General features: G+C 66.2%; 21 protein-coding genes and 1 tRNA gene. 17 read left to right on the top strand and 5 right to left on the bottom strand.

The annotated features are described in order from the left end of the window. The 9 genes from AC3WTC_RS09295 to AC3WTC_RS09335 all read left to right on the top strand — a co-directional run bounded on the left by AC3WTC_RS09295 (window position 1) and on the right by AC3WTC_RS09335 (window position 11,196). A tRNA-Met gene (locus AC3WTC_RS09295) sits at window positions 1–77 on the top strand. 400 nt (window positions 78–477) lie between these two features. Continuing rightward, window positions 478–1,068, top strand: a complete 591-nt coding sequence (gene rimP, locus AC3WTC_RS09300; RefSeq protein ID WP_025876223.1) for a ribosome maturation factor RimP — start codon at window positions 478–480, stop codon at window positions 1,066–1,068. A gap of 4 nt (window positions 1,069–1,072) precedes the next feature. After that, on the top strand, window positions 1,073–2,584 hold the full coding sequence (nusA, locus tag AC3WTC_RS09305; RefSeq protein WP_025876225.1) for a transcription termination factor NusA: 1,512 nt from the start codon (window positions 1,073–1,075) through the stop codon (window positions 2,582–2,584). A gap of 92 nt (window positions 2,585–2,676) precedes the next feature. Further along, on the top strand, window positions 2,677–5,319 hold the full coding sequence (gene infB, locus AC3WTC_RS09310) for a translation initiation factor IF-2 (protein ID WP_025876227.1): 2,643 nt from the start codon (window positions 2,677–2,679) through the stop codon (window positions 5,317–5,319). Window positions 5,320–5,401: 82 nt separating this feature from the next. Beyond that, the gene (gene rbfA, locus AC3WTC_RS09315) at window positions 5,402–5,785 is read left to right on the top strand and encodes a 30S ribosome-binding factor RbfA (RefSeq protein WP_025876229.1); all 384 of its coding nucleotides are present in this window, start codon (window positions 5,402–5,404) and stop codon (window positions 5,783–5,785) included. A 109-nt stretch (window positions 5,786–5,894) separates the two neighbouring features. Then, window positions 5,895–6,803: a tRNA pseudouridine(55) synthase TruB gene (gene truB / locus AC3WTC_RS09320; RefSeq protein ID WP_492711319.1), complete on the top strand. Its 909-nt coding sequence runs from the start codon at window positions 5,895–5,897 to the stop codon at window positions 6,801–6,803. Between the two features lie 176 nt (window positions 6,804–6,979). Continuing rightward, window positions 6,980–7,240, top strand: a complete 261-nt coding sequence (rpsO, locus tag AC3WTC_RS09325) for a 30S ribosomal protein S15 (RefSeq protein ID WP_005410445.1) — start codon at window positions 6,980–6,982, stop codon at window positions 7,238–7,240. 148 nt (window positions 7,241–7,388) lie between these two features. Beyond that, window positions 7,389–9,497, top strand: a complete 2,109-nt coding sequence (gene pnp / locus AC3WTC_RS09330) for a polyribonucleotide nucleotidyltransferase (protein WP_025876239.1) — start codon at window positions 7,389–7,391, stop codon at window positions 9,495–9,497. 133 nt (window positions 9,498–9,630) lie between these two features. Further along, a complete protein-coding gene (locus AC3WTC_RS09335; protein ID WP_080148368.1) occupies window positions 9,631–11,196 on the top strand; it encodes a winged helix-turn-helix transcriptional regulator in 1,566 nt (521 codons plus the stop codon). Here the strand turns inward: AC3WTC_RS09335 and AC3WTC_RS09340 are convergent. Continuing rightward, the gene (locus tag AC3WTC_RS09340) at window positions 11,165–12,229 is read right to left on the bottom strand and encodes a serine hydrolase domain-containing protein (protein ID WP_025876243.1); all 1,065 of its coding nucleotides are present in this window, start codon (window positions 12,227–12,229) and stop codon (window positions 11,165–11,167) included. The genes AC3WTC_RS09335 and AC3WTC_RS09340 overlap by 32 nt on opposite strands. Before the next feature lie 114 nt (window positions 12,230–12,343). Continuing rightward, the gene (locus tag AC3WTC_RS09345) at window positions 12,344–13,327 is read right to left on the bottom strand and encodes a tetratricopeptide repeat protein (protein WP_080148369.1); all 984 of its coding nucleotides are present in this window, start codon (window positions 13,325–13,327) and stop codon (window positions 12,344–12,346) included. Window positions 13,328–13,532: 205 nt separating this feature from the next. Between AC3WTC_RS09345 and AC3WTC_RS09350 the strand changes: the two genes are divergently transcribed. Next, a complete protein-coding gene (locus AC3WTC_RS09350; RefSeq protein WP_080148370.1) occupies window positions 13,533–14,723 on the top strand; it encodes a glycoside hydrolase family 18 protein in 1,191 nt (396 codons plus the stop codon). A 103-nt stretch (window positions 14,724–14,826) separates the two neighbouring features. Next, on the top strand, window positions 14,827–15,219 hold the full coding sequence (locus AC3WTC_RS09355; RefSeq protein WP_033831632.1) for a VOC family protein: 393 nt from the start codon (window positions 14,827–14,829) through the stop codon (window positions 15,217–15,219). A 25-nt stretch (window positions 15,220–15,244) separates the two neighbouring features. Here AC3WTC_RS09355 and AC3WTC_RS09360 read toward each other — a convergent pair whose 3' ends face one another. The 3 genes from AC3WTC_RS09360 to AC3WTC_RS09370 are packed head-to-tail and all read right to left on the bottom strand — an operon-like array spanning window position 15,245 to window position 17,374. Then, complete coding sequence (locus tag AC3WTC_RS09360; RefSeq protein ID WP_140227450.1) at window positions 15,245–16,804, bottom strand: PepSY-associated TM helix domain-containing protein; 1,560 nt, start codon at window positions 16,802–16,804, stop codon at window positions 15,245–15,247. A gap of 10 nt (window positions 16,805–16,814) precedes the next feature. Then, window positions 16,815–17,078: a hypothetical protein gene (locus AC3WTC_RS09365; protein WP_025876252.1), complete on the bottom strand. Its 264-nt coding sequence runs from the start codon at window positions 17,076–17,078 to the stop codon at window positions 16,815–16,817. After that, entirely contained in the window at window positions 17,078–17,374 is a 297-nt protein-coding gene (locus tag AC3WTC_RS09370; protein ID WP_025876254.1) for a hypothetical protein, read from the bottom strand. Before AC3WTC_RS09370 ends, AC3WTC_RS09365 begins: the two co-directional genes overlap by 1 nt. 419 nt (window positions 17,375–17,793) lie before the next feature. Between AC3WTC_RS09370 and thrS the strand changes: the two genes are divergently transcribed. The 6 genes from thrS to pheT all read left to right on the top strand — a co-directional run bounded on the left by thrS (window position 17,794) and on the right by pheT (window position 24,783). Next, window positions 17,794–19,695 (top strand): threonine--tRNA ligase, encoded by a 1,902-nt coding sequence (thrS, locus tag AC3WTC_RS09375; RefSeq protein ID WP_025876257.1) that lies wholly within the window; start codon window positions 17,794–17,796, stop codon window positions 19,693–19,695. Between the two features lie 49 nt (window positions 19,696–19,744). Further along, window positions 19,745–20,287 carry a translation initiation factor IF-3 gene (gene infC, locus AC3WTC_RS09380; protein ID WP_025876259.1) on the top strand — a complete coding sequence of 181 codons (543 nt, stop codon included), beginning with the start codon at window positions 19,745–19,747 and terminating at the stop codon, window positions 20,285–20,287. 273 nt (window positions 20,288–20,560) lie between these two features. After that, window positions 20,561–20,758 (top strand): 50S ribosomal protein L35, encoded by a 198-nt coding sequence (rpmI, locus tag AC3WTC_RS09385; protein ID WP_002811096.1) that lies wholly within the window; start codon window positions 20,561–20,563, stop codon window positions 20,756–20,758. Between the two features lie 10 nt (window positions 20,759–20,768). After that, complete coding sequence (gene rplT / locus AC3WTC_RS09390; RefSeq protein WP_005410435.1) at window positions 20,769–21,128, top strand: 50S ribosomal protein L20; 360 nt, start codon at window positions 20,769–20,771, stop codon at window positions 21,126–21,128. Window positions 21,129–21,322: 194 nt separating this feature from the next. After that, window positions 21,323–22,318 (top strand): phenylalanine--tRNA ligase subunit alpha, encoded by a 996-nt coding sequence (gene pheS, locus AC3WTC_RS09395; RefSeq protein ID WP_032978609.1) that lies wholly within the window; start codon window positions 21,323–21,325, stop codon window positions 22,316–22,318. Between the two features lie 83 nt (window positions 22,319–22,401). Then, window positions 22,402–24,783: a phenylalanine--tRNA ligase subunit beta gene (gene pheT, locus AC3WTC_RS09400; RefSeq protein ID WP_492711320.1), complete on the top strand. Its 2,382-nt coding sequence runs from the start codon at window positions 22,402–22,404 to the stop codon at window positions 24,781–24,783. Window positions 24,784–24,807 lie beyond the last annotated feature (24 nt).

Genomic DNA, 24,807 nt, shown 5'->3' on the forward strand with positions numbered 1-24,807 from the left:
TGCGGGGTGGAGCAGTCTGGCAGCTCGTCGGGCTCATAACCCGAAGGTCGCAGGTTCAAATCCTGCCCCCGCTACCAAGTAAAGAATGCGCCTTCGAAGCTCTGCTTCGAGGGCGTTTTTCTTTGCGGCTTCCGCCGATCCGCCGGGCATGGCCCGGCGCTACCATCGCGCGGTCACCCGGTAGCGCCGGGCCATGCCCGGCGAGTGCAGCGGAGGGTTTCAGGACGGCCGCAGCCTTGCACCAGAGCGGTGCAGGGGCTATCATCAGCGGCCTAGAAGTACCCCTGACGGCGGCGCTCCCCATCGGAGATCCACCCGGAAGGAGGGCCGCAGCACGCTTGTTCAGCGCGTTGCAACCGGAATCCAGTCACCGGAGTCTTTCCGGAAAAGGGGCCCAGCGGGCCCTTCGTCGTTTTCGGGGCGTCATGTTTCCATGCTGGCCAAGGCCGGCACCCAACCAAGAGATCAAGGCAGGCTGTGAGCGACAAGGCAACCGACATCGCGAATCTGCTCGCCCCGACCGTTGTGTCGCTGGGCCTGGAGCTGCTGGGCGTTGAGTATCTGCCGGCCCCCGGCGGTGCGACCCTTCGCCTTTACATCGACGTGCCGCTGGCGGAACAGCCGGAGCGCATCATCAATGTGGACGACTGTGAGCGGGTAAGCCGCGAAGTGTCCGCACAGATGGACGTCGAAGACCCGATCAGCGGCAATTACACGCTGGAAGTGTCTTCGCCGGGCGTGGATCGCCCGCTGTTCAACCTGGAGCAGTTCGGTCGTCACCTCGGCGAATCGGCCAAGGTCACCCTGAAGCTGCCGCAGGAAAACCGTCGTCGCCTGCAGGGTCGCATCGAAGCGATCGACGAGGCGCAGGGTAGCATCACCTTCATCGTCGACAACGCCGCACTGGTGGTGTCGGCCGACAACATCGACAAGGCGCGGATCATGCCTGACTGGGTGGCGCTGGGGCTGGCCCCGAGCAAGCCGACCGGTCCGGCACCGAAGCGTCCGAAGCCGAACAAGAATTCTTCTTCCAACGAGCCGGCGGCAAAGAAGCCGCGCGCGGAGTGAGCCAATGAGCAAGGAACTGTTGCTGGTAGTGGACGCGGTCGCCAATGAGAAGGGCGTGCCGCGTGAAGTGATCTTCGATGCCATCGAGGCCGCCCTGGCCTCGGCAGCGAAGAAGCGCTATCCCGACGAGGAAGTGCTGACCCGCGTGGTCATCGATCACAAGGATGGCAACTACGAAACCTTCCGCCGCTGGGAAGTGGTGGCCGACGACGTAGTGATGGAATCGCCGGATCGCCAGATCCGCCTGATGGACGCCATCGACGAAGCCGAAGGCGTGGATGTCGGCGATTACATCGAAGAGCAGATCGAGAACCCCGACTTCGGTCGCATCGCCGCCCAGGCCGCCAAGCAGGTGATCGTGCAGCGTGTGCGCGAAGCCGAGCGCCAGCAGGTGGTCGATGCCTGGGCCGATCGCGTCGGTGAGCTGATCACCGGTGTGGTCAAGCGCGCCGAGCGCGGCAACATCTATGTCGACCTGGGCGGCAACGCCGAAGGCTTCATTCCGAAGGACAAGGGCATTCCGCGTGATGTCCTGCGTGCCGGCGACCGCGTCCGCGGCTACCTGGCCGAAGTGCGTTCGGAGCCGCGTGGCCCGCAGCTGTTCATCAGCCGCGCCGCACCGGAATTCATGATCGAGCTGTTCAAGCTGGAAGTGCCGGAAGTCGGCCAGGGCCTGGTGGAAATCAAGGCCTGCGCCCGCGATCCGGGCGACCGCGCCAAGATCGCCGTGCTCGCCCACGATGCCCGCACCGATCCGATCGGCGCCTGCATCGGCATGCGTGGTTCGCGCGTGCAGGCCGTGTCCAACGAGCTCAATGGCGAGCGCGTGGACATCGTCCTGTGGAACGAGAACCCGGCCAACTTCGTCATCAACGCGATGGCGCCGGCCGAAGTGCAGTCGATCATCGTCGATGAAGACAAGCATTCGATGGACCTGGCCGTTGCTGAAGACCGCCTGGCCCAGGCGATCGGCAAGGGCGGCCAGAACGTGCGCCTGGCCAGCCGCCTGACCGGTTGGCAGCTGAACGTGATGACCCAGGACCAGGTGACCGCCAAGTCGGAAGCCGAGCAGGCTTCGGCTCGCCAGCTGTTCATGGACAAGCTGGAAGTGGACGAGGAAATCGCTGGCATCCTGGTCAGCGAAGGCTTCGGCACGGTCGAGGAAATCGCATATGTACCGGTCGGCGAACTGCTGGCCGTGGAAGGTTTCGACGAAGACATCGTCGAAGAGCTGCGCGCACGTGCCCGCGATGCGCTGCTCAATGAGGCCCTGGCAGTCGAGGAAGGCCTGGAGGACGGCCAGCCGGCGCAGGACCTGCTGTCCCTGAAGGGCATGGACGAAGCCACCGCATATGCGTTGGCCGGCCACGGCGTGCGTACCAGCGAGGACTTGTCCGACCTGGCCGCCGACGAGGTCATGGACTTCGGCATCGAAGGGCTGGACCAGGAGCGCGCCGCGGCGCTGATCCTGGCCGCGCGTGCCGAGGAAATCGCCCGACTGGAACGCGGCGAATGAGCCGGCAATGAACAGGGCCCTGAGCCGATCAGGGCGTAGAATCCGCGCCACCTCCAGATGCGGGGGGGCGCCCACAAGATCATAGGATCCGAATGTCGCAGCAAACCACCATCCGCAAGCTTGCTGAACTGGTCAATACACCGGTCGAAAAACTGCTGGAACAGCTGGCTGGTGCCGGCATGAAGTTCAGCGGTCCCGACCAGGTCGTGACCAGCTCCGAGAAAGTGAAGCTCCTGGGCTTCCTTCGTCGCTCGCATGGCAAGCCCGAGCAGGCCCCGGAAGAGACTGATCAGTCTGCCAAGAAGATCACCCTCAACCGTCGCAAGCAGCAGGAAGTGACGGTCAATTCCGGTCGCAGCAAGACAACCGTGAACGTGGAAGTGCGCCAGAAGCGCACCTACGTCAAGGCCGATGGTGGTCGCGCGATGACCCCGGACGAAGAGCGTGCCGACATCCTGCGCAAGCTGGAAGAGTCGCGCGCACGCAACCTCGCCGAGCAGCAGGCACTGGCCGAGAAGGACCGCCTGCGTGACGAGGAAATCGTCCGCAAGCGCGAGGAAGAGGTCGCTGCCAAGGAGCGTGCCGAGGCCGAGAAGAAGGCGGCCGAGGAAGCTGCGGTAGCCGCCAAGGCTGCCGAGGCACTGGCTGCCAGCCAGCCCAAGGTGCGCGCGCCGATCGACGAAACCGCGCCGCGCCCGCCGCGTGCTCCGGCTGCAGCCCCGGCTGCTCCGCGTAGTGCGCCGCCGCGCAGCGACGACCGCAACAATCGCAACGCGCCGCGCAACGAGCGTGGCCCGGGTGATCGCTTTGCCGGTCAGATGCACTTGTCCGCCGCTGATCGTGCGCGCCGTGGCAACAGCAACAACAGCAACAACCGTGGTCGCCCGGGCAGCCGTCCGACGTCCGGCCGTCGCGACATGTCGCGCGGCGGTGGCAACTCCGGCCCGCACGCCTTCGAACGTCCGACCGCACCGGTCGTGCGTGAAGTGGCGATCGGCGACACCATCACCGTAGCCGACCTGGCGCAGAAGCTCGCGCTGAAGGGCGGCGAGGTGGTGAAGGCGCTGTTCAAGATGGGCGTGATGGCCACCATCACCCAGTCCATCGACCACGACACTGCGGCACTGGTCACCGAAGAACTGGGTCACAAGGCGATCCGCGCCAGCGACAACGACGCTGAAGACGCGCTGTTGGCATCGGCTGGCGAGAACCAGGGCGAGGCCGTGCAGCGTCCGCCGGTGGTCACCATCATGGGCCACGTCGATCACGGCAAGACCTCGCTGCTGGATTACATCCGTCGCACCAAGGTCGCCACCGGCGAAGCCGGCGGCATCACCCAGCACATCGGTGCGTACCACGTTGAAACGCCGAAGGGCGTCATCAGCTTCCTGGATACCCCGGGCCACGCCGCGTTCACCTCGATGCGTGCCCGCGGTGCCAAGCTGACCGATATCGTGGTGCTGGTCGTGGCTGCCGATGACGGCGTCATGCCGCAGACCAAGGAAGCGATCCAGCACGCCCGCTCGGCGGGTGTGCCGCTGATCGTGGCGATCAACAAGATCGACAAGTCCGGTGCCGACCCGATGCGGGTCAAGAACGAGCTGCTCTCCGAGCAGGTCGTGGCCGAAGACTTCGGTGGCGACACCCAGATGGTGGAGATCTCGGCCAAGACCGGCCTGGGCATCGACGATCTGCTGGAAGCTGTTTCGGTCCAGGCTGAACTGCTGGAACTGAAGGCGGTCGACGACGGTCGTGCCAACGGCGTGGTCATCGAATCGTCGCTGGACAAGGGTCGTGGCCCGATCGCGACGGTGCTGGTGCAGCAGGGCCGCCTGAAGAAGGGCGATTACCTGGTGTGCGGCATCCAGTACGGCCGCGTGCGTGCGCTGTTCGACGAAACCGGCAAGCAGCCGGAGTTCGCCGGCCCGTCCATCCCGGTGCAGGTCCTGGGCCTTTCCGGCGTGCCGGAAGCCGGTGACGACTTCGTCGTCGTTGACGACGAGCGTCTGGCCAAGGACGTTGCCCAGCAGCGTGAGACCAAGCGCCGCGAATCGCGCCTGGTCGCCACCGCGGGCAGCCGCATGGAAGACATCATGGCGACCCTGGGCAAGGGCGAGGGCCAGCAGGTCCTCAACCTGGTCATCAAGGCCGACGTGCAGGGTTCGGTGCAGGCGTTGAGCCAGGCCCTGGTGGCGCTGTCCAACGACGACATCCGCATCAACGTGATCCACTCCGGCGTGGGCGGCATCACCGAGTCGGATGCCAATTCGGCTGCCGCTTCGAAGGCCACCGTCATCGGCTTCAACGTGCGTGCGGATGCTTCGGCCCGTCGCATCATCGAATCCAACGGCGTGGACCTGCGTTACTTCTCGATCATCTATGACGTGATCGATCAGGTGAAGCAGGTGGCCTCCGGTCTGCTGGGCGTGGAGATCCGCGAAGAGATCATCGGTATCGCCGAGGTCCGCGACGTCTTCCGCAGCTCCAAGCTGGGTGCCGTCGCCGGCAGCATGGTCATCGAGGGCGTGGTCAAGCGCAACAAGCCGATCCGCGTCCTGCGCGACAGCGTGGTGATCTTCGAAGGCGAGCTGGAATCGCTGCGCCGCTTCAAGGAAAACGTCGAGGAAGTCCGCAACGGTACCGAATGCGGTATCGCGGTGAAGGCCTACAACGACGTCAAGCCGGGTGACCAGATCGAGTGCTTCGAGCGTATCGAAGTGCCGCGCACCCTGTAATGCTGCAACGGACCGGCCCTCACGGGCCGGTCCTGTTTCAACCCGTAGACTGCAACAACGAAACCCAACAAGAGCCTGCCGCGTGCCCAAGACTTTCCATCGAACCGACCGTGTCTCCGCCCAGCTGCGCCGTGAACTCGGCACCCTGGTGCACAACGCCGTGCGTGAGCACGGGTTGCCCTCGGTGAGCGTGTCCGACGTGGAAATCACCCGCGACATGGCCCACGCCAAGGTGTTCGTCACCGCGCTGATGCCGGAACGTTCGGTTGAAGCCGTGAAGGGCCTGAAGGAACTGGCCTGGGGCCTGCGCATGGAACTGGCGCGCGCGATGAAGCTGCGGCATGTGCCGGAGCTGCATTTCCATTACGACGACTCGGTCGATCGTGGCGAGCGCATCGACAACCTGTTGCGCGACCTGCCCGATACCGTGGCCGCCGAAAAGCGTCGCGAAGGCGACGAAGAATAACCGCGCGACGCCGGGCATGCCCGGCGTTGTTGCATTCCGGCTGCGCGATGTCTGATGCAGACCGCGCTGCGCGCTCGCCGGGCATGGCCCGGCGCTACCCGTACCTGTCATGACCCGAATTCAGTTCCGCCGCCTGGATGGCATCCTGCTGCTCGACAAGCCGACCGGCATGAGCTCCAACGCCGCGCTGCAGGTCGCCCGTCGCCTGTTCCGTGCGGAGAAGGGTGGCCACACCGGCAGCCTTGACCCGTTGGCCACTGGCCTGTTGCCGCTGTGCTTCGGCGAGGCCACCAAGATCGCCGGCCTGCTGCTGGGCTCGGCCAAGGCCTACGACGCCGAGATCGTGCTGGGCCAGACCACCGATACCGACGACGCCGAGGGCCAGGTGCTGCTCGAGCGGTCGGTGCCCGTGATCAGCGCCGAGGCCCTGCAGGCGGCGATCGCGCCGCTGCTTGGCGACATCCTGCAGCGTGCGCCGATCTATTCCGCGCTCAAGCAGGGCGGGGAGCCGCTGTATGTGAAGGCCCGCCGTGGCGACGCCATCGAGGCGCCCGAGCGCCAGGTCAAGGTCCACGCCATCGAGATTCTGGAGCAGCACCCCGAGCGGCTGCGGCTGCGGGTCACCTGCGGCTCGGGCACCTATATCCGCAGTCTGGCCCGTGACCTGGGTGAAACGCTGGGCTGTGGCGCGCACATCAGCGCCCTGCGGCGCCTGTGGGTGGAACCGTTCCACGAACCGGCGATGGTCACCCTGGAGCAGCTGAGGGCTCTGGTGGAAGCGCAGGATGAGGCCGCCATGGACGCGCTGCTGCTGCCGCTGGCGGCGGGCCTGTCCGAATACCCCCGGGTTGACCTGGACGCCGAGCAGACCCAGCGCTTCTGCGTGGGCCAGCGCCAGCGCGACCTCTCCTGGCCGCGCGGCCTGGTGGCGGTGTTTGGCCCTGGATCGGTGGTGCAGGGCCTGGGCCAGGTCGACGACAGCGGTCTGCTGGCCCCGCAGCGCCGCTTCAACCTCTGAACGAGGAGGCCCGGTTCAGCCCCGGACCTTGTTCCAAAGCCCCCTGGCCGTTACAATTCCGCGGCCGTTTTACGGCAGCCTGCCGAAGGCGGGTTTCATCCATTGTTGGTTCACGGCGAGCCAGGCGGTGCGCGAAAGCGCGTTCCTGCCGGCCACGCATCACAGAGAAAAAAGACATGTCGATCGACACCCAGAAGGTCATTGAAGACAACAAGCGCAGCTCGGCTGATACCGGCTCCCCGGAAGTCCAGGTTGCACTGCTGACCGCCCGCATCGAACTGCTGACCGGCCACTTCAAGACCCACAAGAAGGATCACCACAGCCGCCGTGGTCTGCTGCAGATGGTCAACCGCCGCCGCAGCCTGCTCGACTACCTGAAGAAGAAGGACGTCGAGCGTTACAAGGCCCTGATCGAGAAGCTTGGCCTGCGTCGCTAAGCAACGAATCCCCCGCGGCGCAGCGATGCGCCGCGGTTTTGTTTTGTAGCACCGCAATACCTTTTTCAGATCGGAACGACCGGTCATCCGTTGGCGGCAAGGGTCGCCCACGGTCCATTCGCAGACAGCATCCCCAAGGACACCCTCCGTGGCAAAAATCACCAAAACCTTCCAGTACGGCAAGCACACCGTCACGCTTGAGACCGGCGAAATCGCCCGCCAGGCCGGTGGCGCCGTCATCGTCAAGTTCGACGACACCGTGCTGCTGGTCTCCGCCGTTGCCGCCAAGAGCGCGCGTGAGGGCCAGGACTTCTTCCCCCTGACCTGTGACTACCAGGAGAAGTTCTACGCCGGTGGCCGTATCCCGGGTGGCTTCTTCAAGCGCGAAGGCCGCGCGACCGAGAAGGAAACCCTGATCTCGCGTCTGATCGATCGTCCGATCCGTCCGCTGTTCCCGGAAGACTACAAGAACGAAGTCCAGATCATCGCCACCGTGATGTCGCTGAACCCGGACATCGACGGTGACATCCCGGCCCTGATCGGTGCCTCGGCTGCGCTGTCGCTGGCCGGCACCCCGTTCAAGGGTCCGATCGCCGCCGCCAAGGTGGGTTACAAGAACGGTGAGTACATCCTCAACCCGACCGTGACCGAACTGAAGGATTCGGAGCTGGAGCTGGTCGTTGCCGGTACCGCCAACGCCGTGCTGATGGTGGAATCCGAAGCCGCGCTGCTGTCCGAAGACGTGATGCTGGGCGCCGTGACCTTCGGTCACCGCGAAATGCAGAAGGTCATCAACGCGATCAACGAACTGACCGTGGAAGCCGGCACCAAGCCGTCGACCTGGGTGGCCCCGGCCAAGAACGACGTGCTGATCAGCGCCCTGCAGGAAGCCATCGGCCCGCGTCTGGGCGAGGCCTTCCAGGTGCGCGACAAGCTGCAGCGCCGCGACGCCATCTCGGCGATCAAGAAGGACGTGGTCGAGTCGCTGGCCGGCCGCGTTGCCGCTGAAGGCTGGAACCCGGCCGAGCTGTCGAAGGAATTCGGCGAGCTGGAATACAGCACCATGCGCAACTCGGTGCTGGACACCAAGGTCCGCATTGACGGCCGTGCGCTGGACACCGTCCGCCCGATCGCAGTGAAGACCGGCATCCTGCCGCGTACCCACGGTTCCTCGCTGTTCACCCGCGGTGAAACGCAGGCCATCGTGACCATCACCCTGGGCACCGCCCGTGATGGCCAGGTCATCGATGCCGTCTCCGGTGAGTACAAAGAGAACTTCCTGTTCCATTACAACTTCCCCCCCTACTCGGTGGGTGAAACCGGCCGCATGATGGGCCCGAAGCGTCGCGAGATCGGCCACGGCCGTCTGGCCAAGCGCGGCGTGCTGGCAGTGATGCCGTCGCTGGAATCCTTCCCGTACACCATCCGCGTCGTCTCGGAAATCACCGAGTCGAACGGTTCCTCGTCGATGGCGTCGGTCTGCGGTTCGTCGCTGGCCCTGATGGACGCCGGCGTGCCGGTGAAGGCTCCGGTGGCCGGCATCGCCATGGGCCTGGTCAAGGAAGGCGATCGCTTCGTCGTCCTGTCCGACATCCTGGGTGACGAAGATCACCTGGGCGACATGGACTTCAAGGTTGCCGGTACCGCTGAGGGCATCTCCGCCCTGCAGATGGACATCAAGATCGAAGGCATCACCGAAGAGATCATGAAGCAGGCTCTGCAGCAGGCCAAGGCTGGCCGTCTGCACATCCTGGGCGAAATGGCCCACGGCCTGACCGCCCCGCGTGAGGAGCTGTCGGACTACGCGCCGCGCCTGCTGACCATCAAGATCCACCCGGACAAGATCCGCGAAGTGATCGGCAAGGGTGGTTCGACCATCCAGGCCATCACCAAGGAAACCGGCACCCAGATCGACATCCAGGATGACGGCACCATCGTCATCGCTTCGGTCAATGCCATCGCTGCCCAGGCCGCCAAGGCCCGCATCGAGCAGATCACCTCGGACGTCGAGCCGGGCCGCATCTACGAAGGCAAGGTCGCCAAGATCATGGACTTCGGTGCGTTCGTCACCATCCTGCCGGGCAAGGACGGCCTGGTCCACGTGTCGCAGATCTCCAGCGACCGCGTCGAGAAGGTCGGCGACGTACTGAAGGAAGGCGATGTGGTCAAGGTCAAGGTGCTGGAAGTCGACAAGCAGGGCCGTATCCGCCTGTCGATGAAGGCCGTCGAGGAAGGCGAAGGCGCCACCGCCGAGTAATCGACCGCAGGTCGATGACGGTAGGTGTCACCCTTGGTTGACACGCCAGAATGAAAAAGCGGGCTTCGGCCCGCTTTTTCTTTGCCTGTCGTCCGGCGCTGCCGGCGTCGAACTGCGGCGCTATGCTTCACCCATGGACACCCTGCGCCTGCTTGACCTGCAGATCGACCGCCCCGCGCAGCGGGTCAGCCGCGCCGGCGACGTGCTGCCGATCCAGGGGCTGAGCTGGCGCCTGTTCGACGTGCTGCTGGCACACGGCAACGACGTTGTCGACTTCGACACGCTGGCTGCACAGGTGTGGGCACCTGCAGTGGTTGGGGAGGATGCGATCAGCCAGCGGGTCAAGCTGTTGCGGCAGGCGCTGGGTGATGACAGCCGACGCCCGCGCTACATCCGTTCGGTACGCGGGCGCGGCTATCAGTTGTGTGCAGTGCCGACCATCGCACCGCCGGCAGCGGCGGTGCCCATTACCGCGCACCGGAAGAAATGGCCATGGCTTGCAGGTGCCGGTGTCGTCGTTCTTGCCGCTGCCGCCTCGTTCTGGCCGCGCACGCCGGCGGCCGGTGGCCCGCTGCCGTTGCTGCAGCGCGCCGACTATTACGCCAGCATTGGCCAGGCCAGCAACAACGAGCGCGCCATCGCCCTGTACCGGCAGGCATTGCAGGTGGACCCTGATTCCAGTCCGGCGCGCCGCGGCCTGTCACGAGCGTTGTCCGCGCAGGGCTGTCTGTTCAATGGATCGCCCGAGCAGGTCCGGGAAGGGCTGGCGCTGGCCAACATCGAACGTGAACTCGCGCCGCAGGAGGGTGCTGTGTACGCGCTTCGAGGCTATGCCTACGACTGCCTCGGGCAGATGCCGCAGGCCATTTCCGAATACGAGCGGGCGATCGCGCTGGATCCGGGCGACGAGCGCACCCGTGCCTCGCTCGCCTACCTGCACCAGGAGCGCGGCCACCTTGCCCTGGCCCTGCGTGCCAATCTTGCATTGACGGCGCCCGAGCGCCTGCGCTTCCGTGATGTGCAGGTGGCGCGCGAACTGGAGCTGCTCGGTTTCACTCACGCGGCCGCGCAGCGCCACGCGCGTAATTTCCAGCTGTATCCGGACAACGTCTTCGCCAACATCGCCTGGCCACGCAGTCTGTTCGCGGCAGGTGACCCGGGCCGGGCGAGGCAGGCGTTGACCGAGGCGCTGGCACGCGGCACGCCACATCCGCAGTTGCTGCGGCTGCAGGGCGAACTGGCGCTGCTGGCGGGCGATCACGCCGCTGCTGCCGATGCCTTCGAGCGCGGGCGGCAGCTGCGTCCACAGCAATCGCTCGGTCAATCGCTGGCGGCCTTGTACGCGCAGCCCGCGGCATCGCCGGAGTGGGTGGCTTCGCGTCTTGCAATGTTGCAGGCGCAGCGCGGCGACGGTTGGTCCGATGCCGCGCTTGAGCGGGCCCTGCTGCTGCAGGCGCAAGGCGACCCGGAGGCTGCCGTCACCGCGCTGCAACAGGCGGTCGATGATGGCTTCCGCGATGCGGCGTGGTTGCGCTCCACGCCGCTGTTTGCGTCCCTGCACGAAGCGCGCGGCTGGGGGCCGCTGCTGGCGCGCATCGATGCCGATATCGGCCGCCAGCGTGCGCAGGTGCTGGCGGCCGACTGGCGTCCCGCCGGGCTGGCCGACCTCAGCGCAGCGCCGGCAGCAGGAATTCGGTGAGAATGCGGCGCGACTGCGGGTGAGCGATGCTGCGGTTGTAGGCCTGGCTGGTCACCACCGCGACAGCGCGCTGTTGCGGCAGCAGGAACACGTAGTTGCCGCCGTTGCCGGACATCGCCCATACGGTCTGTGGCTGGCCACCGACAGTCAGTTTCAGGCCCCACCATTGATAGCCGTAATCGCTGCCGTCGCCGGCCGTTGCCTGCGGTGACAGCATCGCGGCGACGTAGTCGCGTGGAACCAGCTGGCGCCCCTGCCAACGACCGCCATCAAGCACGAGCTGGCCAAGGCGGGCCAGGTCCCGGCTGCGGTAGCGTGTGCCGCCTCCGCCCATGCCGATGCCCTCGGGGGAACGGTTCCACTGGCTGTGGGTGATGCCCAGTGGTCGTTCCAGTGCATGGGCTGCGTAATCGGCCAGCGGTTGTCCGGTCGCACGTTCCAGTACCGCGCCGAGCACGAAGGAGTTGGCGGTGCAGTAGGCAAACGCGCGCCCGTGAGGACTGTCCTCCGGGCGCGCCATCCAGGGCGCGAAGCCCTTCACCGGCAGCGCCAGGGCGAAATCGAGCCAGCGCTCGCCGACGTACATGCGCTCCTCGTGGCCGGCCGAGAACGGGTTCTCGTCGTCGCACTCCCACAGCGTGCTCATCGCCAGCAGATCCTCCACCGTCGTGCCACGCAGGCGGGGGTCCACGTCGTGGTGGGCGACGAAGGCCGGGAAGTAGTCGTACACCTTCGCGCGAACGCCCGGCAGCCGGCCGTCGCCGATCGCTGCGCCGACCAGCAGGGCGGTCACGCTTTTGCTGGCCGAGCGCACGTCGTGCAGGGTCTGCGCATCGGCACCGTTGAAATAGCCCTCGTACACGACCTGTCCATCAACCTGCAGCAGCACGCTGCGGATCTGTTTCAGCTCATCGCTGGCGATGGCCTGCTCCAGCGCGCGCATGCGGCCGGGATCAGGGTGGGCAGGGCCTGCGATGCAGGGGAGGGCGTACAGGCACAGCAGCAGGGTGGACACAGGCAGGGGCGAACGCATGATCGGACTCCATCGAAAGGAGTGCCGATTCGGCCAGAGGGCTGGCTGAAGTGCTGGAAGGACGCCTGAAGAATTCTGAAAGCCTTGTGCTGCAAGGCCTGCAGCGCCCTGCCGTCATGCGTCCGCTTGTTCGTGACCCAGCCACCACACCTGGCCCGGCTGCGGACCCTGCTGCGGGTGCTCACGGTGTTCGATCGCATCGAGCGTGCGCCCGGTGCCTGCCGCGGCCCAGGCCGACATCAGTTTTTCGACCGCAGCGCGGCCTTGTGCGGCAATACCGAGATTGCGCTCGCGCACCCAGCCGCCGTCATCCTCGTGGCTGTCGTCATCGTGCTGGTGCGGTGCGCCATAGCTGCAACGCAGGCACAGGTGACGTACCGAATGGGTCCAGTCTTCGACCAGGCCGATGCCGGGCAACGTCATTGCGCGCAGCGCGGCGATGTCGTCCGGCGAACCGCATTGCACGAACACGGCGTAGGTCGCCATGTCCGACTGCTGCAGGCGCTGCATGGCATTGAACACCGGTACTTCGCGCTCGCCGTAGGTCCGGCGCCCGGTGGAGGCGCCGTCGTGCAGCACGATGTCGCCGAAGCGGAACCCGCTCTCCGCAAGCGGCACGTTTTCCAGCCGCGCGCGTACCGGATCGAGCCGGCGCATGTACACGGTCTCGCCGCTGGACCACGGATTCAGGCGAACACAGGCAACACCGAAATTGCCGTTGATCGGGCCTTCGCCCTCGGGGAGGGTGATGCCGCAGCGGGTCCATTGCCGGCGCGCCTCGGCCCAGTCGCCGGCGCCGGTGGCGGCAATTCCCGCATTCCACGCGGTCGCCTCATCGACTTCATCGCGCAGCTGCTCGGAGCGGAGATTGTCCTGCAGCGACAACGCCCACTCGCGCAGGTACTTGTGTGCCAGCCCGCGCATGTAGTGCAGGTGGGGGATGTCGGGTGTCCATTCGACGAGCTGGCCGAACAGCATTGCTGCGTCAGCCAGGTCGCCCGCATCAAAGGCCGCATAGGCGCGGGCCTCCAGCGCCTGCAGCTTTTCGAGGGTTTCGTCGTCCAGCAGTTCGCCGTCTGCGTCGTGGTCTGCGGTCATGTCCGTGTGCCAGTGAAGATCCAGCGCCACCTTAGCTCAGGCAGGTCGTGTGTTGTCCTGCAGCGAAGTGCTTTCGACGTTGTGCAGCCACGACCGTGTCAGCTTCCAGCGGCACGCCACTGGCCAGCGGACGACATGCACGGACATCCGCACCACGGGCCGATCTGTTTGCTAACGTGGCGGCGCCTTCGACCCGGGAGTTTCCATGTTCCGCCAGACCTTGGCCGTACTTGCAGTGCTGATCGCCGGCACCCTGCCCATTGCCGCGCAGGCGCAACCGGCGCAACCGCCGATCTTCGGTGCGTACTATCCCGGCGGTTCCGCCGAGCGCTATCCGGTATCGAGCATCCCGGCCGAACGACTCACCCATCTGTTCTATGCGTTTTCCACCATCGAGGACGGACGCTGTGCGATCGGTGCCGAGGCGCCAGCCAACTTCGCCGCATTGGCCGAGCTCAAGCGCAGGCATCCGCATCTGCGCACGTTGATTTCGATCGGGGGCTGGGGCGCGGGCGGATTCTCCGATGCGGCGCTGACCGAGACCAGCCGCAGGCGCCTGGTCGATTCGTGCATGGCGTTGTTCTTCGAGCGCCATGCGGGCAGCTTCGATGGCGTGGACATCGACTGGGAGTTCCCCGTCAGCGGTGGCCCGAAGGAACTGGCGCACCGGCCGCAGGACCGTGCCAACCTGACCAAGCTTGCGCAGGCATTCCGGCTGGCGCTGGATGCCCGCGGCAGAAAGGCGGGGCAGCCGATGCTGCTGACCGCCGCGCTGGCCGCTGGCCGTCTGCAGACCGATGGGCCATACGACCCTGCCGCCAGCTACGATCTGCCGGCGTTGGCCAAGGTGTTCGATTTCATCAACCTGATGAGCTACGACATGGGCACCGGCTTCTCGGCGGTGTCGACCTTCAATGCACCGCTGCATGAAGTGCCTGCCGACCCGCTGGCGCCGGAGCTGCGGCGCTGGAACAACGTGGCCGGTGCCGTGCAGTACTACCGCGAGCATGGCGTGCCGGCGGCCAAGCTGGTACTGGGCGTGCCGTTCTACGGGCGCGGCTTCAAGGTCACCGGCGAGTCGGCGGACGGCCTGTACCAGGCCTACAGCGCGCCGGCCGATGCCGGTGACTGGCGGGTGATCAAGGCGCGCTATCTCGACCAGCCGGGTTGGACGAAGCATTGGCAGCCGCAGGCGCAGAGTCCGTGGCTGTACAGCCCGACGCAGAAGATCTTCATCAGTTACGAGGATCCGCGCTCCATCGGCCTGCGTGCGCAGTTCGCGCGCGAGCAGGGCCTGGCCGGTGTCTTCATGTGGGAGCTGACCGGTGACGACGAGCAGGCCAGCCTGCTCAACGCCATGCTCGCTCCGTGGCAGAAGGCCCGCGTCGGCGACTGACCGGTTCGACATCTCCGGACCGGGGCTGGTACGGCGGTGACGGGCAAACGCTGTGGCCTGAAACCGCACATCGGCGCCATGCACGCAGCGCTAAGCTGCGTGCATGATCATCATCGACCGCCTGGACCATCTGGTGCTTACCGTTGCCGACATCGAGCGCAGCTGCGACTTCTACCAGCGCGTGCTGGGCATGCAGGTCGTGCGCTTCGGCGCCGGCCGCGTCGCCCTGCAGTTCGGCCAGCAGAAGATCAACCTGCACCCGGCCAGCGCGCCGTTGCAGCCCCACGCGCTACTGCCGACCCGTGGCAGCGCCGATCTGTGCCTGATCACCCCGCTGGGCGTACAGGCGGTGCTGGCCCACCTGCAGGCCCAGCAGGTAACGATTGAAGAAGGACCGGTGCCGCGTACCGGAGCGCTTGGGCCGATCGAGTCGGTGTACTTCCGTGATCCGGATGGAAACCTGATCGAGATCGGCCGCTACGCGGACGCCGCGTAACCGCGCTCGCTTCGAACTGGCCCGGTCAGTTCGCCCACACGCTGTTGGGGTCACCGTTGCGGGCCCGCCGCTGGCTCGCATACGCCAGACGGGCAAAGCCAAAGGCCATCGCCAGTGCCATCGCATCGATCCAGAACAACGGCCAGTGGCCGCGTGCGGCGGCCAGCCACAGCCAGTCACCGTTGAGGATGCCGTGCGCCAGCGGCACCAGCGCGGTGCTGATCGCCGCGGCCCACAGCAGCTCGCGCGACGCCTGTGCCGGGCGGCGCAGGGCTGCCCACAGCGCACACGCCGCCCAGGTCACGAAGCAGGCCCAGCGGATGCCGTGGTCGACCTGGGCAGGCGCTACCCGCTCCAGCACCAGCGCGGCCACGAAGGCCACCGAGATCGCCACACACAGGCCGATGCAGACGCCCACCGTGGCCCGCGCCATGTTGACGGCCGCGCGCGACTGCTGCGGCTGACGGCGCTTGCGACGCGACTCGATCCACAGCAGGTTGCCCGAATAGAACAGGAAGGCGCCGCCGAGGCCCAGCAGGAAGTACAGCCAGACCACCACGCCGTTGCCGAACTCGCCGAAATGCAGGGCGTAGGCGGCACTGAGCGTGGCGTGATTGGCATCGCGCTGGCCGGGCAGCTGGCTGGCCAGCACGCGGCCGCTTTCGACATCCAGCGCGACAGCGCCGAGCGGGCCAAGCGTGCCGCTGGCCTCGCCGGTGATTTCGATGGTCGCGTTGGCATCACCGCCATTGGCCAGTTTCAGGTAGGCCGGTTCGAAGTTGGCCACGCCCTGCGCGCGGGCCACTTCCAGCGCCCGCGCGTGCAGTTCGCGCAGGCTGCCCGGTGCGGCAGGGATGCCACTGGCTTCGCGCAGCGGCGCGGTATCCATCGCCGTCGGTACCGCCTGCAGCGCCTTGCCGTCGTAGATCAGGGGATCGAGTACCGCCATCTGCATGAACACCAGGCAGAGCAGGGCGCCGGTCACCGCGAACATCAGGTGGAACGGCAGGCTGAGCACGCCGATCACGTTGTGCGCGTCCTGCCACTGCTGCTTTAGATTGCGGCCCGGGCGCAGCGCGAACAGATCGCCCAGCAGCTTGGGCAGGTGGATCACCAGCCCGCTGAGCAGGGCCATGCCGTACAGAAGGCTGACGATGCCCATCACGTAGATCCCGGCTACCGGCAGGCCCAGGCTGTAATGCAGTTCGTTGACCAGTTCGGCCAGCCCGGTCTGCGGTGGCGTCGGACTGCCGCCGGTCTGTCCTGGCCATGCATAGCGCCAGCTGCCGTCTTCGGCCTGCCAGTAGGCCAGCGGCTGCGGATGATCGGCGCCCGGGAAGGTCATGCCGACGTGGCGACGCGCTTCCGCATGCGTGGCCAGCACGTCGTCGAGCAGGTACTGGGCGTCATCCAGGCCGGCCGGCAATGCGGTTGCCGCGCCAGGCGTCTGCCACAGCGGGAGGTCATGGTGGAACAGGGTCAGTGCGCCGGCATAGAACGCCACGAACAGCCCGAAGCCGGCGACCAGGCCGACCCAGGTGTGCAGGGTGGTGAACGTGCGCAGGGTCTGTGAACTGAATTTCATGCAGTCGATCTCATTGCACTGCGCCGGCCAGGCGCAGCAGGCCGAGTACGGCGAAGCCCAGGGCCGCGCAACCGGCCAGGGTCAGCCAGGCGCGCAACGGGCTGCGGAAACTGAAGGCCCACAGCGCGGCCAGCATCCACAACGGGACGAACGCGATCAGGCTCGGCACCAGGGCCTTCTGCCAGGGGCCCGGCGGCAGCCATGCGACCAGGCCGGTCGCCGCAGCGGCAAGGAAGAAGCCGGCGAAGATGCCGGCCAGTGCGCGCGACCACATCAGCGCGGCTCCACATCGGGGCGGTGCCACGCGGCCAGTGCCGGCAGCAGCATGGCGGCCAGCATCCAGGTGCACAGCATCGCCACCAGGCCGGCGGCAAAGCCCAGTTCGGCCATCCACAGCCACAGCGCAGCGACTGCAGCGACCAGGCCGATCTGCCGGCCCAGGCGCCCGGCACGGCGCAGGCGTGGCCAGCGGCAGTGCGGGGAGGCGGCATAGAAGGCCAGCGCGGAGAACATCGCCGACAGCATGCCGAGGCTGCAGAAGCCCAGGGTCGACAGGCCAACGGTGATCATCGGGGGCTCCGGGCCCGGCATATGGCCGGTGAACGCGGGGCACGGGCGGGACCGGCAGGCGCCGGTCGGGGCGGGTGGCGCATTGCAGGATCCTGGGGGGAAGCGGGCAGGCCGGCACGGGGCGGGCTGCGCGGACATGGTAATCATTGCGTTTTCACGCCGCCAGCCAGCGCCATTCAGGCACCGCTTGGGCTTTGTCCGCCGCTGGTTTAAGATCACGGGCAACCACATCCTGGAACCAAGGTGGCCCGCGCACTGCGCCGGCCGAGCGTGCGACATGAGTACTACCACCGCCCACTGTTGACCTGCCCCGAAGGCCCTGCATTCCAGGCGCCCTCGCGGCGCTTTTTTATTGCCCGGACGACAGCCCGGGAGCGCTTTCCAGCCCGCTACGGCGGGCCCCGCATGAAGCCATTGCAATGATCACGATTACCCTTCCCGACGGCAGCCGCCGCGAATTCGAAAACCCCGTCAGCGTCATGGACGTCGCCCAGTCGATCGGCGCCGGCCTGGCCAAGGCCACCATCGCCGGTTCGGTGGATGGCGTGCTGGTCGATGCCAGTGACGTCATCGACCACGATGCGTCCCTGCGCATCATCACCGCCAAGGACGAGGAGGGCGTGGAAATCATCCGCCACTCCAGCGCCCACCTGGTCGGACACGCGGTCAAGCAGCTCTATCCGGACGTGAAGATGGTGATCGGCCCGGTGATCGCCGAGGGCTTCTACTACGACATCTACTCCGAGCGCCCGTTCACCCCCGAAGACATGGCGGCGATCGAAAAGCGCATGGGCGAGCTGATCGCGCAGGACTACGACGTCATCAAGAAAGTGACGCCGCGCGCGGAAGTCATCGAGATCTTCAAGGCCCGTGGCGAGGACTACAAGCTGCGCCTGATCGAGGACATGTCGCCTGACATCCAGGCGATGGGCATGTACTACCACCAGGAATACGTGGATATGTGCCGCGGCCCGCACGTGCCGAACACGCGCTTCCTGAAGGCCTTCAAGCTGACCCGCATTTCCGGCGCCTATTGGCGCGGCGACGCGCAGAACGAGCAGCTGCAGCGCGTCTACGGCACCGCCTGGGCCGACAAGAAGCAGCTCGATGCGTACATCAAGCGCATCGAAGAAGCGGAGATGCGCGACCACCGTCGCATCGGCAAGCAGCAGGACCTGTTCCACCTGCAGGAAGAGGCCCCGGGCCTGGTGTTCTGGCACCCGAAGGGCTGGGCGCTGTGGCAGGTGGTCGAGCAGTACATGCGCAAGGTGTACCGCAGCACCGGCTACGGCGAAGTGCGCTGCCCGCAGATCCTGGACGTGTCGCTGTGGCAGAAATCGGGCCACTGGGACAACTACCAGGACGCGATGTTCTTCACCGAGTCGGAGAAGCGTACCTACGCGCTCAAGCCGATGAACTGCCCGGGTCACGTGCAGGTGTTCAACCAGGGGCTGCACAGCTACCGCGATCTGCCGATCCGCTACGGTGAGTTTGGCGCCTGCCACCGCAACGAGCCCTCCGGTGCGCTGCACGGCATCCTGCGCGTGCGTGGCTTCACCCAGGACGACGGTCACGTGTTCTGCACCGAAGACCAGGTCGAGGCGGAAGTGACCGCGTTCCACCAGCAGGCGCTGGCGGTGTACCAGCATTTCGGCTTCGAGGAGATCCAGGTCAAGATCGCGCTGCGCCCCGAATCGCGCCTGGGCGATGACGCCACCTGGGACAAGGCAGAGGGCGCGCTGCGCTCGGCGCTGTCCAGCTGCGGGGTGGAATGGCAGGAGCTGCCGGGCGAGGGCGCCTTCTACGGCCCGAAGATCGAGTACCACCTGAAGGACGCCATCGGCCGCACCTGGCAGCTGGGCACCATGCAGGTCGATTTCATGATGCCTGGCCGTCTGGGCGCTGAATACGTGGACGAAAACAGCCAGAAGAAGCATCCGGTCATGCTGCACCGGGCCATCGTCGGTTCGATGGAGCGTTTCCTGGGCATCCTGATCGAGCACCATGCCGGCCAGTTCCCGGCCTGGCTGGCGCCGACCCAGGTGGTGGTGGCCAATATCACCGATGCTCAGGCTGAATACGTCTCTGCGGTGACCAAAAGCCTTGCGGATCAAGGCTTCCGCGTCAGCGCCGATTTGCGTAACGAGAAGATCGGCTATAAGATTCGCGAGCACACGCTGCAGCGCGTGCCGTACCTGCTGGTCATTGGTGACCGCGAGAAGGAAAACGGCGCTGTGGCGGTGCGTACGCGTTCTGGCGAAGATCTCGGCAGCATGAGCCTCCAGGCTTTCACCGAGCGGCTCCAGGCCGAGGGCGCGTAAACAAAGGTCCGGCCCGTGCGCATTGGCGCCCGGGCCGGGTTCGACACCCTTGGGAGATCGCAATATCAGTACCCCTGACAACAAACAGAACCGCAAGAATCAGGAAATCCGTGTGCCGCGCGTCCGCGTGATCGGCAGTGACGGAGAAATGATCGGCGTGTTGACGCGAGACGAAGCGTTGTCCATGGCCGAAGATGAAGGCCTGGACCTGGTCGAGATCCAGCCGCAGGCCGACCCGCCGGTGTGCAAGATCATGGACTTCGGCAAGTTCAAGTTCGAAGCCCAGAAGAAGGCCAGCGAGGCCAAGAAGAAGACCAAGCAGGTCGAGATCAAGGAAGTGAAGTTCCGTCCGGTCACGGACGAGGGCGACTACCAGATCAAGCTGCGCAAGATGCGCGGTTTCCTTGAAGAAGGCGACAAGATCAAGGTCAACATCCGTTTCCGTGGCCGTGAAATGAGCCACCAGGAACTGGGCCGCGAGATGGCAGGCCGGATCGAAGCTGATCTGGGCGAAGACATCGTCATCGAATCCCGTCCGCGCCTGGAAGGGCGTCAGATGGTGATGATGATCGCGCCGAAGAAGAAGACCTGACGCCTGACGGGCTGCCTCGCGGGGCGCCTGGCGGCTGAATGGATGAAGGTGAAGGGACGCCGCTGGCGTCCTTTTGCTTTTCCGGGGCGGGCAGGGCCGGTCTCGGTGTGAAAACGGTGTGGGGGCTGGTTACAGGGCGGATTTGCCTGTATCATGCCCGGCTCGACCCACCCAGGACGGGTCGTACGCCGATCATGGCAGGACGGAAAGAGCGGCCCAGGCCGCCGCCAGATCAGTCAGAAACCAGGGTCATATCCCATCAAGGACATTGCAATGCCCAAGATCAAGACCAACCGGGCAGCGGCCAAGCGTTTCCGCAAGACCGCCTCGGGCAAGTACAAGTGCGGCCACGCCAACCGTAGCCACATCCTCACGAAGAAAGCGACCAAGCGTAAGCGTAACCTGCGTCAGACGAATCACGTCCGCGCAGAAGACGCAGGCCGTCTGGACCGCATGCTTCCCTACCTCTGAGGACTGATACATGGCACGAGTAAAGCGTGGCGTACAGGCGCGTCGCCGCCACAAGAAAATCCTTGATCTGGCGAAGGGCTACTACAATGCCCGTCGCAAGGTCTTCCGCGTCGCCAAGCAGGCGGTCATCAAGGCACAGCAGTACGCCTACATCGGCCGTAAGCAGAAGAAGCGCAACTTCCGTTCGCTGTGGATCACCCGCATCAACGCGGCTGCCCGCATCAACGGCCTGAGCTACAGCCGTTTCATGAACGGCCTGCTGAAGGCTGGCATCACCCTGGACCGCAAGGTTCTGGCTGACATCGCCGTGCACGACGCAGCTGGCTTTGCTGCACTGGCCGAAAAGGCCAAGGGCGCACTGGCGGCATAAGTCCTTCCCGATGCCGTTGCCGTTCACGGAGAACGGTGTCAGGTAGAGGCAATGCATGGGGAAGGGCGGAAGTCCTTCCCCATTCTTTTTTGTGCCGGGCGCAGCCGTGCAGATGGCGGGCGACCGGCAAGCGGTTGCGACGGCGCGGCCCTTCGCGCATCGCGATGGCAGACCGACTGGAGTTCCGGCTACCCATGAGCGACATCCAATCCCTCACTTCCCAGGCGCTGGCCGACGTGGCCGCCGCGCAGAGCCCGGACGCGCTGGAGCAGCTGCGCGTGGCCCTGCTTGGCAAGAGCGGCAGCATCACCTCGCAGCTCAAGCAACTCGGTGCACTGCCGGCCGACGAGCGCAAGGCGGCCGGTGAGGCCATCAACCAGGCCCGCGACGCGCTGAGCAGCGCGCTGGGCGAGCGCAAGGCGGTGCTGGAAGATGCTGCGCTCGATGCGCGGCTGGCGGCCGAGGCGATCGACATCACCTTGCCGGGCCGCAGTGGCGAACGCGCCGGCCTGCACCCGATCACCCGCACCCTCGAGCGAATCACCGGCATCTTCGGCCGGCTGGGCTACGAGTTGTCCGAAGGGCCGGAGATCGAGGACGACTGGCACAACTTCGAGGCGCTGAACTTCCCGCCGCACCATCCGGCGCGCGCCATGCATGACACCTTCTACTTCGGTGACGGCCGACTGCTGCGCACGCATACCTCCGGTGTGCAGGTGCGCTACATGGGCGAACACCAGCCGCCACTGCGCATGATCGCCGCCGGCAAGGTCTACCGCAGCGACAGCGACCAGACCCATTCGCCGATGTTCCACCAGGTCGAAGGCCTGCTGGTTGACGAGCATTCGACCTTCGCCGACCTGAAGGGCACGCTGTCCGAGTTCGTGCGTGCGTTCTTCGAGCGCGATTTCGAGATGCGCTTCCGCCCCAGCTACTTCCCGTTCGTTGAACCCGGCGCGGAAGTGGACATCGCCTGGCAGCAGCCCGATGGCAGCACCCGCTGGCTGGAAGTGCTCGGCTGCGGCATGGTGCACCCGAACGTGCTGCGCAACGTCGGCATCGATCCGGAACGCTACACCGGCTTTGCCTTCGGCATGGGCGTGGAGCGTTTCGCGATGCTGCGCTACGGCGTCAACGACCTGCGCGCGTTCTTCGAAAATGACGTGCGCTTCCTCAAGCAGTTCGCGTAACGCATAAGGTAGCGCCGGGCCATGCCCGGCGGACTCAACAACGCAGGCCCAGGCGCATGCGCCGGGCCCACCAGGGTGAACCCATGAAATTCTCCGAAAACTGGCTGCGCAGCCACGTCCCGACCACTGCCTCGCGCGATGAGCTCAGCGCGGTGCTGACCGCCATTGGCCTGGAAGTGGAAGACGTGACCGCGCTTGGCGATGGCCTGCAGCACGTGGTCGTTGCGCGTATCGTCGAAGCCGAGCGCCATCCCGAAGCCGACCGCCTGCAGGTGTGCAAGGTTGATGCGGGGCAGGCTGAGCTGCTGCAGATCGTCTGTGGTGCGCCGAATGCACGACCGGGCCTGGTCGCGCCGCTGGCGATGGTCGGTGCGCAGATCGGTGAGTTGAAGATCAAGCCGGCCAAGCTGCGCGGCGTCGAATCCAACGGCATGCTGTGCTCGGCCAAGGAGCTGGGCCTGGACAACGATGCCTCCGGTTTGCTGGAACTGCCGGACGACGCGCCGGTCGGCCAGTCCCTGGTGGAGTACCTCGGCCTGCCGGATGCCAGCATCGAGATCAAGCTGACCCCTAACCGCGCCGACTGCTTCAGCATCCGCGGCATCGCCTATGACGTCGCCGCAGCGACGCGCAGCGAGGTGCTGGATTTCATCGCAGCGCCGATCGCTGCCCAGAGCAGCCGCGAGCTGGCAATCCAGCTCGATGCCGGTGCCGAAGCGCCGCGCTATCTGGGCCGTGTCATCGAAGGTGTCAACGCCGCGGCGAAGACCCCGTTGTGGATGGCCGAGCGCCTGCGCCGCAGCGGCGTGCGCCCGGTATCGCTGCTGGTCGACATCACCCAGTACGTGATGCTCGAGCTGGGCCAGCCGATGCACGCCTACGATCTCGGCACCCTGCAGGGCACGATCGGTGTGCGCCGTTCGCGCGCAGGCGAAAGCCTGAAGCTGCTGGATGGCCGTGATGCTGCGCTGGACGACAGCTTCCTGGTGGTCACCGACGCTGATCGCGCGGTCGGCCTGGCCGGCCTGATGGGCGGCTTCGATACGCGCGTCACCGATGCCACCACCGCCGTGTTCCTGGAAGCGGCGCACTTCGCGCCGGCCGCGATCATGGGCCGCGGCCGCAAGCTGGGCCTGCACACCGATGCCGGCCACCGCTTCGAGCGTGGCGTCGACCCGGCGCTGCCGCGTACTGCCATCGAATACGCCACCCGCCTGGTGCTGGACCTGGCCGGCGGTACCCCCGCAACGGTTACCGAAGCGGTACGGGAGGCCGACCTGCCGCAGCCGGCGACGATCCTGCTGCGCCGCGCGCGCATCACCCGCGTGCTGGGCATCACCATCGAAGACGCCGAAGTCGAGCGCATCCTGCGCGCGCTGGGCATGCAGGTGGTGGACGCTGGCGAAGGCTGGCAGGTCACCGCGCCGAGCCGCCGCTTCGACATCGCCATCGAAGAAGACCTGATCGAGGAGCTGGCCCGGATCCACGGTTATGAGCAGATCCCGACCACGCTGCCGGGTGGCGCATCGCGTGTCGCGATGCCGTCCGAGACCCAGCTGGACGCGCTGAGCGTGCGCCGCCAGCTGATCGCACGCGATCTGCAGGAAACCGTCAATTTCGCCTTCGTCGACGATGGCCTGCTGGGCCAGTGGCAGCTGCGCGAGGATCTGGTGCCGCTGGCCAACCCGCTGTCGGCCGAACTGGCGGTGATGCGCCCGTCGCTGCTGCCGGGCCTGGTCGCCACGCTGGGCCGCAACGCCGCCCGCCAGCTCGGCCGGGTGCGCCTGTTCGAGCTTGGCCGGGTGTTCGCGCAGCAGGCCGGAGATGGCCAGCCGGCGCCGCTGGAAACCCCGCGCGTGGCCGCTGCGGTCTGCGGCGAAGCGCAGGCGGTGCAGTGGGGCCTGCCGACCCGCAAGGTTGATTTCCATGACCTGAAGGGCGACCTGGAATCGCTGGCCGCGGCCAGTGGCGCGGTCCTGGAGTTCCGCCCATCCTCGCGTGCCTACGGTCATCCGGTGCGTTCGGCCGAGGTGTTCCGCGACGGCCTGGCCATCGGCTGGATCGGCCAGATCCACCCGCGCCTGGCCAAGGCGATGGACATCGACGTGGACGTGTACGCCTTCGAGCTGGAACTGGAAGCGCTGTCGGCCCGTGCGCTGCCGCGCGCCGGTGAACTGTCGCGCTACCCGGCAGTGCGCCGCGACCTGGCCTTCCTGGTGCCTGAACAGGTGGCCTGGAGTGACCTGGCCGCGACCATCCGCCAGGCTGCCGGTCCGCTGCTGCGCGAGCTGAACCTGTTCGATCGCTATGTCGGTCAGGGCGTCGAGCCGGGATTCAAGAGTCTCGCTATGGGCTTGATTTTGCAGGACAAGTCGCGCACTCTGACGGACCGCGACGTGGAAGCGGTAGTGGCCGAGGCGGTCACTGCCATCGAGCGTGAACACCACGCCCGGATCCGCGGCTGAGCGGGCAGCACTCGGGGGTAGCAG

It is taken from the genome of Stenotrophomonas sp. FW305-C-20-S1, from assembly GCF_058783335.1.

What these genes read in the sequence shown, in the direction of transcription:
- AC3WTC_RS09355 (WP_033831632.1), top strand. Translation starts at nt 14,827, where the DNA reads ATGATCATCATCGACCGCCTGGACCATCTGGTGCTTACCGTTGCCGAC.
- AC3WTC_RS09335 (WP_080148368.1), top strand. Translation starts at nt 9,631, where the DNA reads ATGGACACCCTGCGCCTGCTTGACCTGCAGATCGACCGCCCCGCGCAG.
- pheT (WP_492711320.1), top strand. Translation starts at nt 22,402, where the DNA reads ATGAAATTCTCCGAAAACTGGCTGCGCAGCCACGTCCCGACCACTGCC.
- nusA (WP_025876225.1), top strand. Translation starts at nt 1,073, where the DNA reads ATGAGCAAGGAACTGTTGCTGGTAGTGGACGCGGTCGCCAATGAGAAG.
- AC3WTC_RS09360 (WP_140227450.1), bottom strand. Translation starts at nt 16,804, where the DNA reads ATGAAATTCAGTTCACAGACCCTGCGCACGTTCACCACCCTGCACACC.
- AC3WTC_RS09365 (WP_025876252.1), bottom strand. Translation starts at nt 17,078, where the DNA reads ATGTGGTCGCGCGCACTGGCCGGCATCTTCGCCGGCTTCTTCCTTGCC.
- thrS (WP_025876257.1), top strand. Translation starts at nt 17,794, where the DNA reads ATGATCACGATTACCCTTCCCGACGGCAGCCGCCGCGAATTCGAAAAC.
- rpmI (WP_002811096.1), top strand. Translation starts at nt 20,561, where the DNA reads ATGCCCAAGATCAAGACCAACCGGGCAGCGGCCAAGCGTTTCCGCAAG.
- rpsO (WP_005410445.1), top strand. Translation starts at nt 6,980, where the DNA reads ATGTCGATCGACACCCAGAAGGTCATTGAAGACAACAAGCGCAGCTCG.
- AC3WTC_RS09350 (WP_080148370.1), top strand. Translation starts at nt 13,533, where the DNA reads ATGTTCCGCCAGACCTTGGCCGTACTTGCAGTGCTGATCGCCGGCACC.
- rplT (WP_005410435.1), top strand. Translation starts at nt 20,769, where the DNA reads ATGGCACGAGTAAAGCGTGGCGTACAGGCGCGTCGCCGCCACAAGAAA.
- AC3WTC_RS09370 (WP_025876254.1), bottom strand. Translation starts at nt 17,374, where the DNA reads ATGATCACCGTTGGCCTGTCGACCCTGGGCTTCTGCAGCCTCGGCATG.
- infB (WP_025876227.1), top strand. Translation starts at nt 2,677, where the DNA reads ATGTCGCAGCAAACCACCATCCGCAAGCTTGCTGAACTGGTCAATACA.
- truB (WP_492711319.1), top strand. Translation starts at nt 5,895, where the DNA reads ATGACCCGAATTCAGTTCCGCCGCCTGGATGGCATCCTGCTGCTCGAC.
- AC3WTC_RS09345 (WP_080148369.1), bottom strand. Translation starts at nt 13,327, where the DNA reads ATGACCGCAGACCACGACGCAGACGGCGAACTGCTGGACGACGAAACC.
- pheS (WP_032978609.1), top strand. Translation starts at nt 21,323, where the DNA reads ATGAGCGACATCCAATCCCTCACTTCCCAGGCGCTGGCCGACGTGGCC.
- AC3WTC_RS09340 (WP_025876243.1), bottom strand. Translation starts at nt 12,229, where the DNA reads ATGCGTTCGCCCCTGCCTGTGTCCACCCTGCTGCTGTGCCTGTACGCC.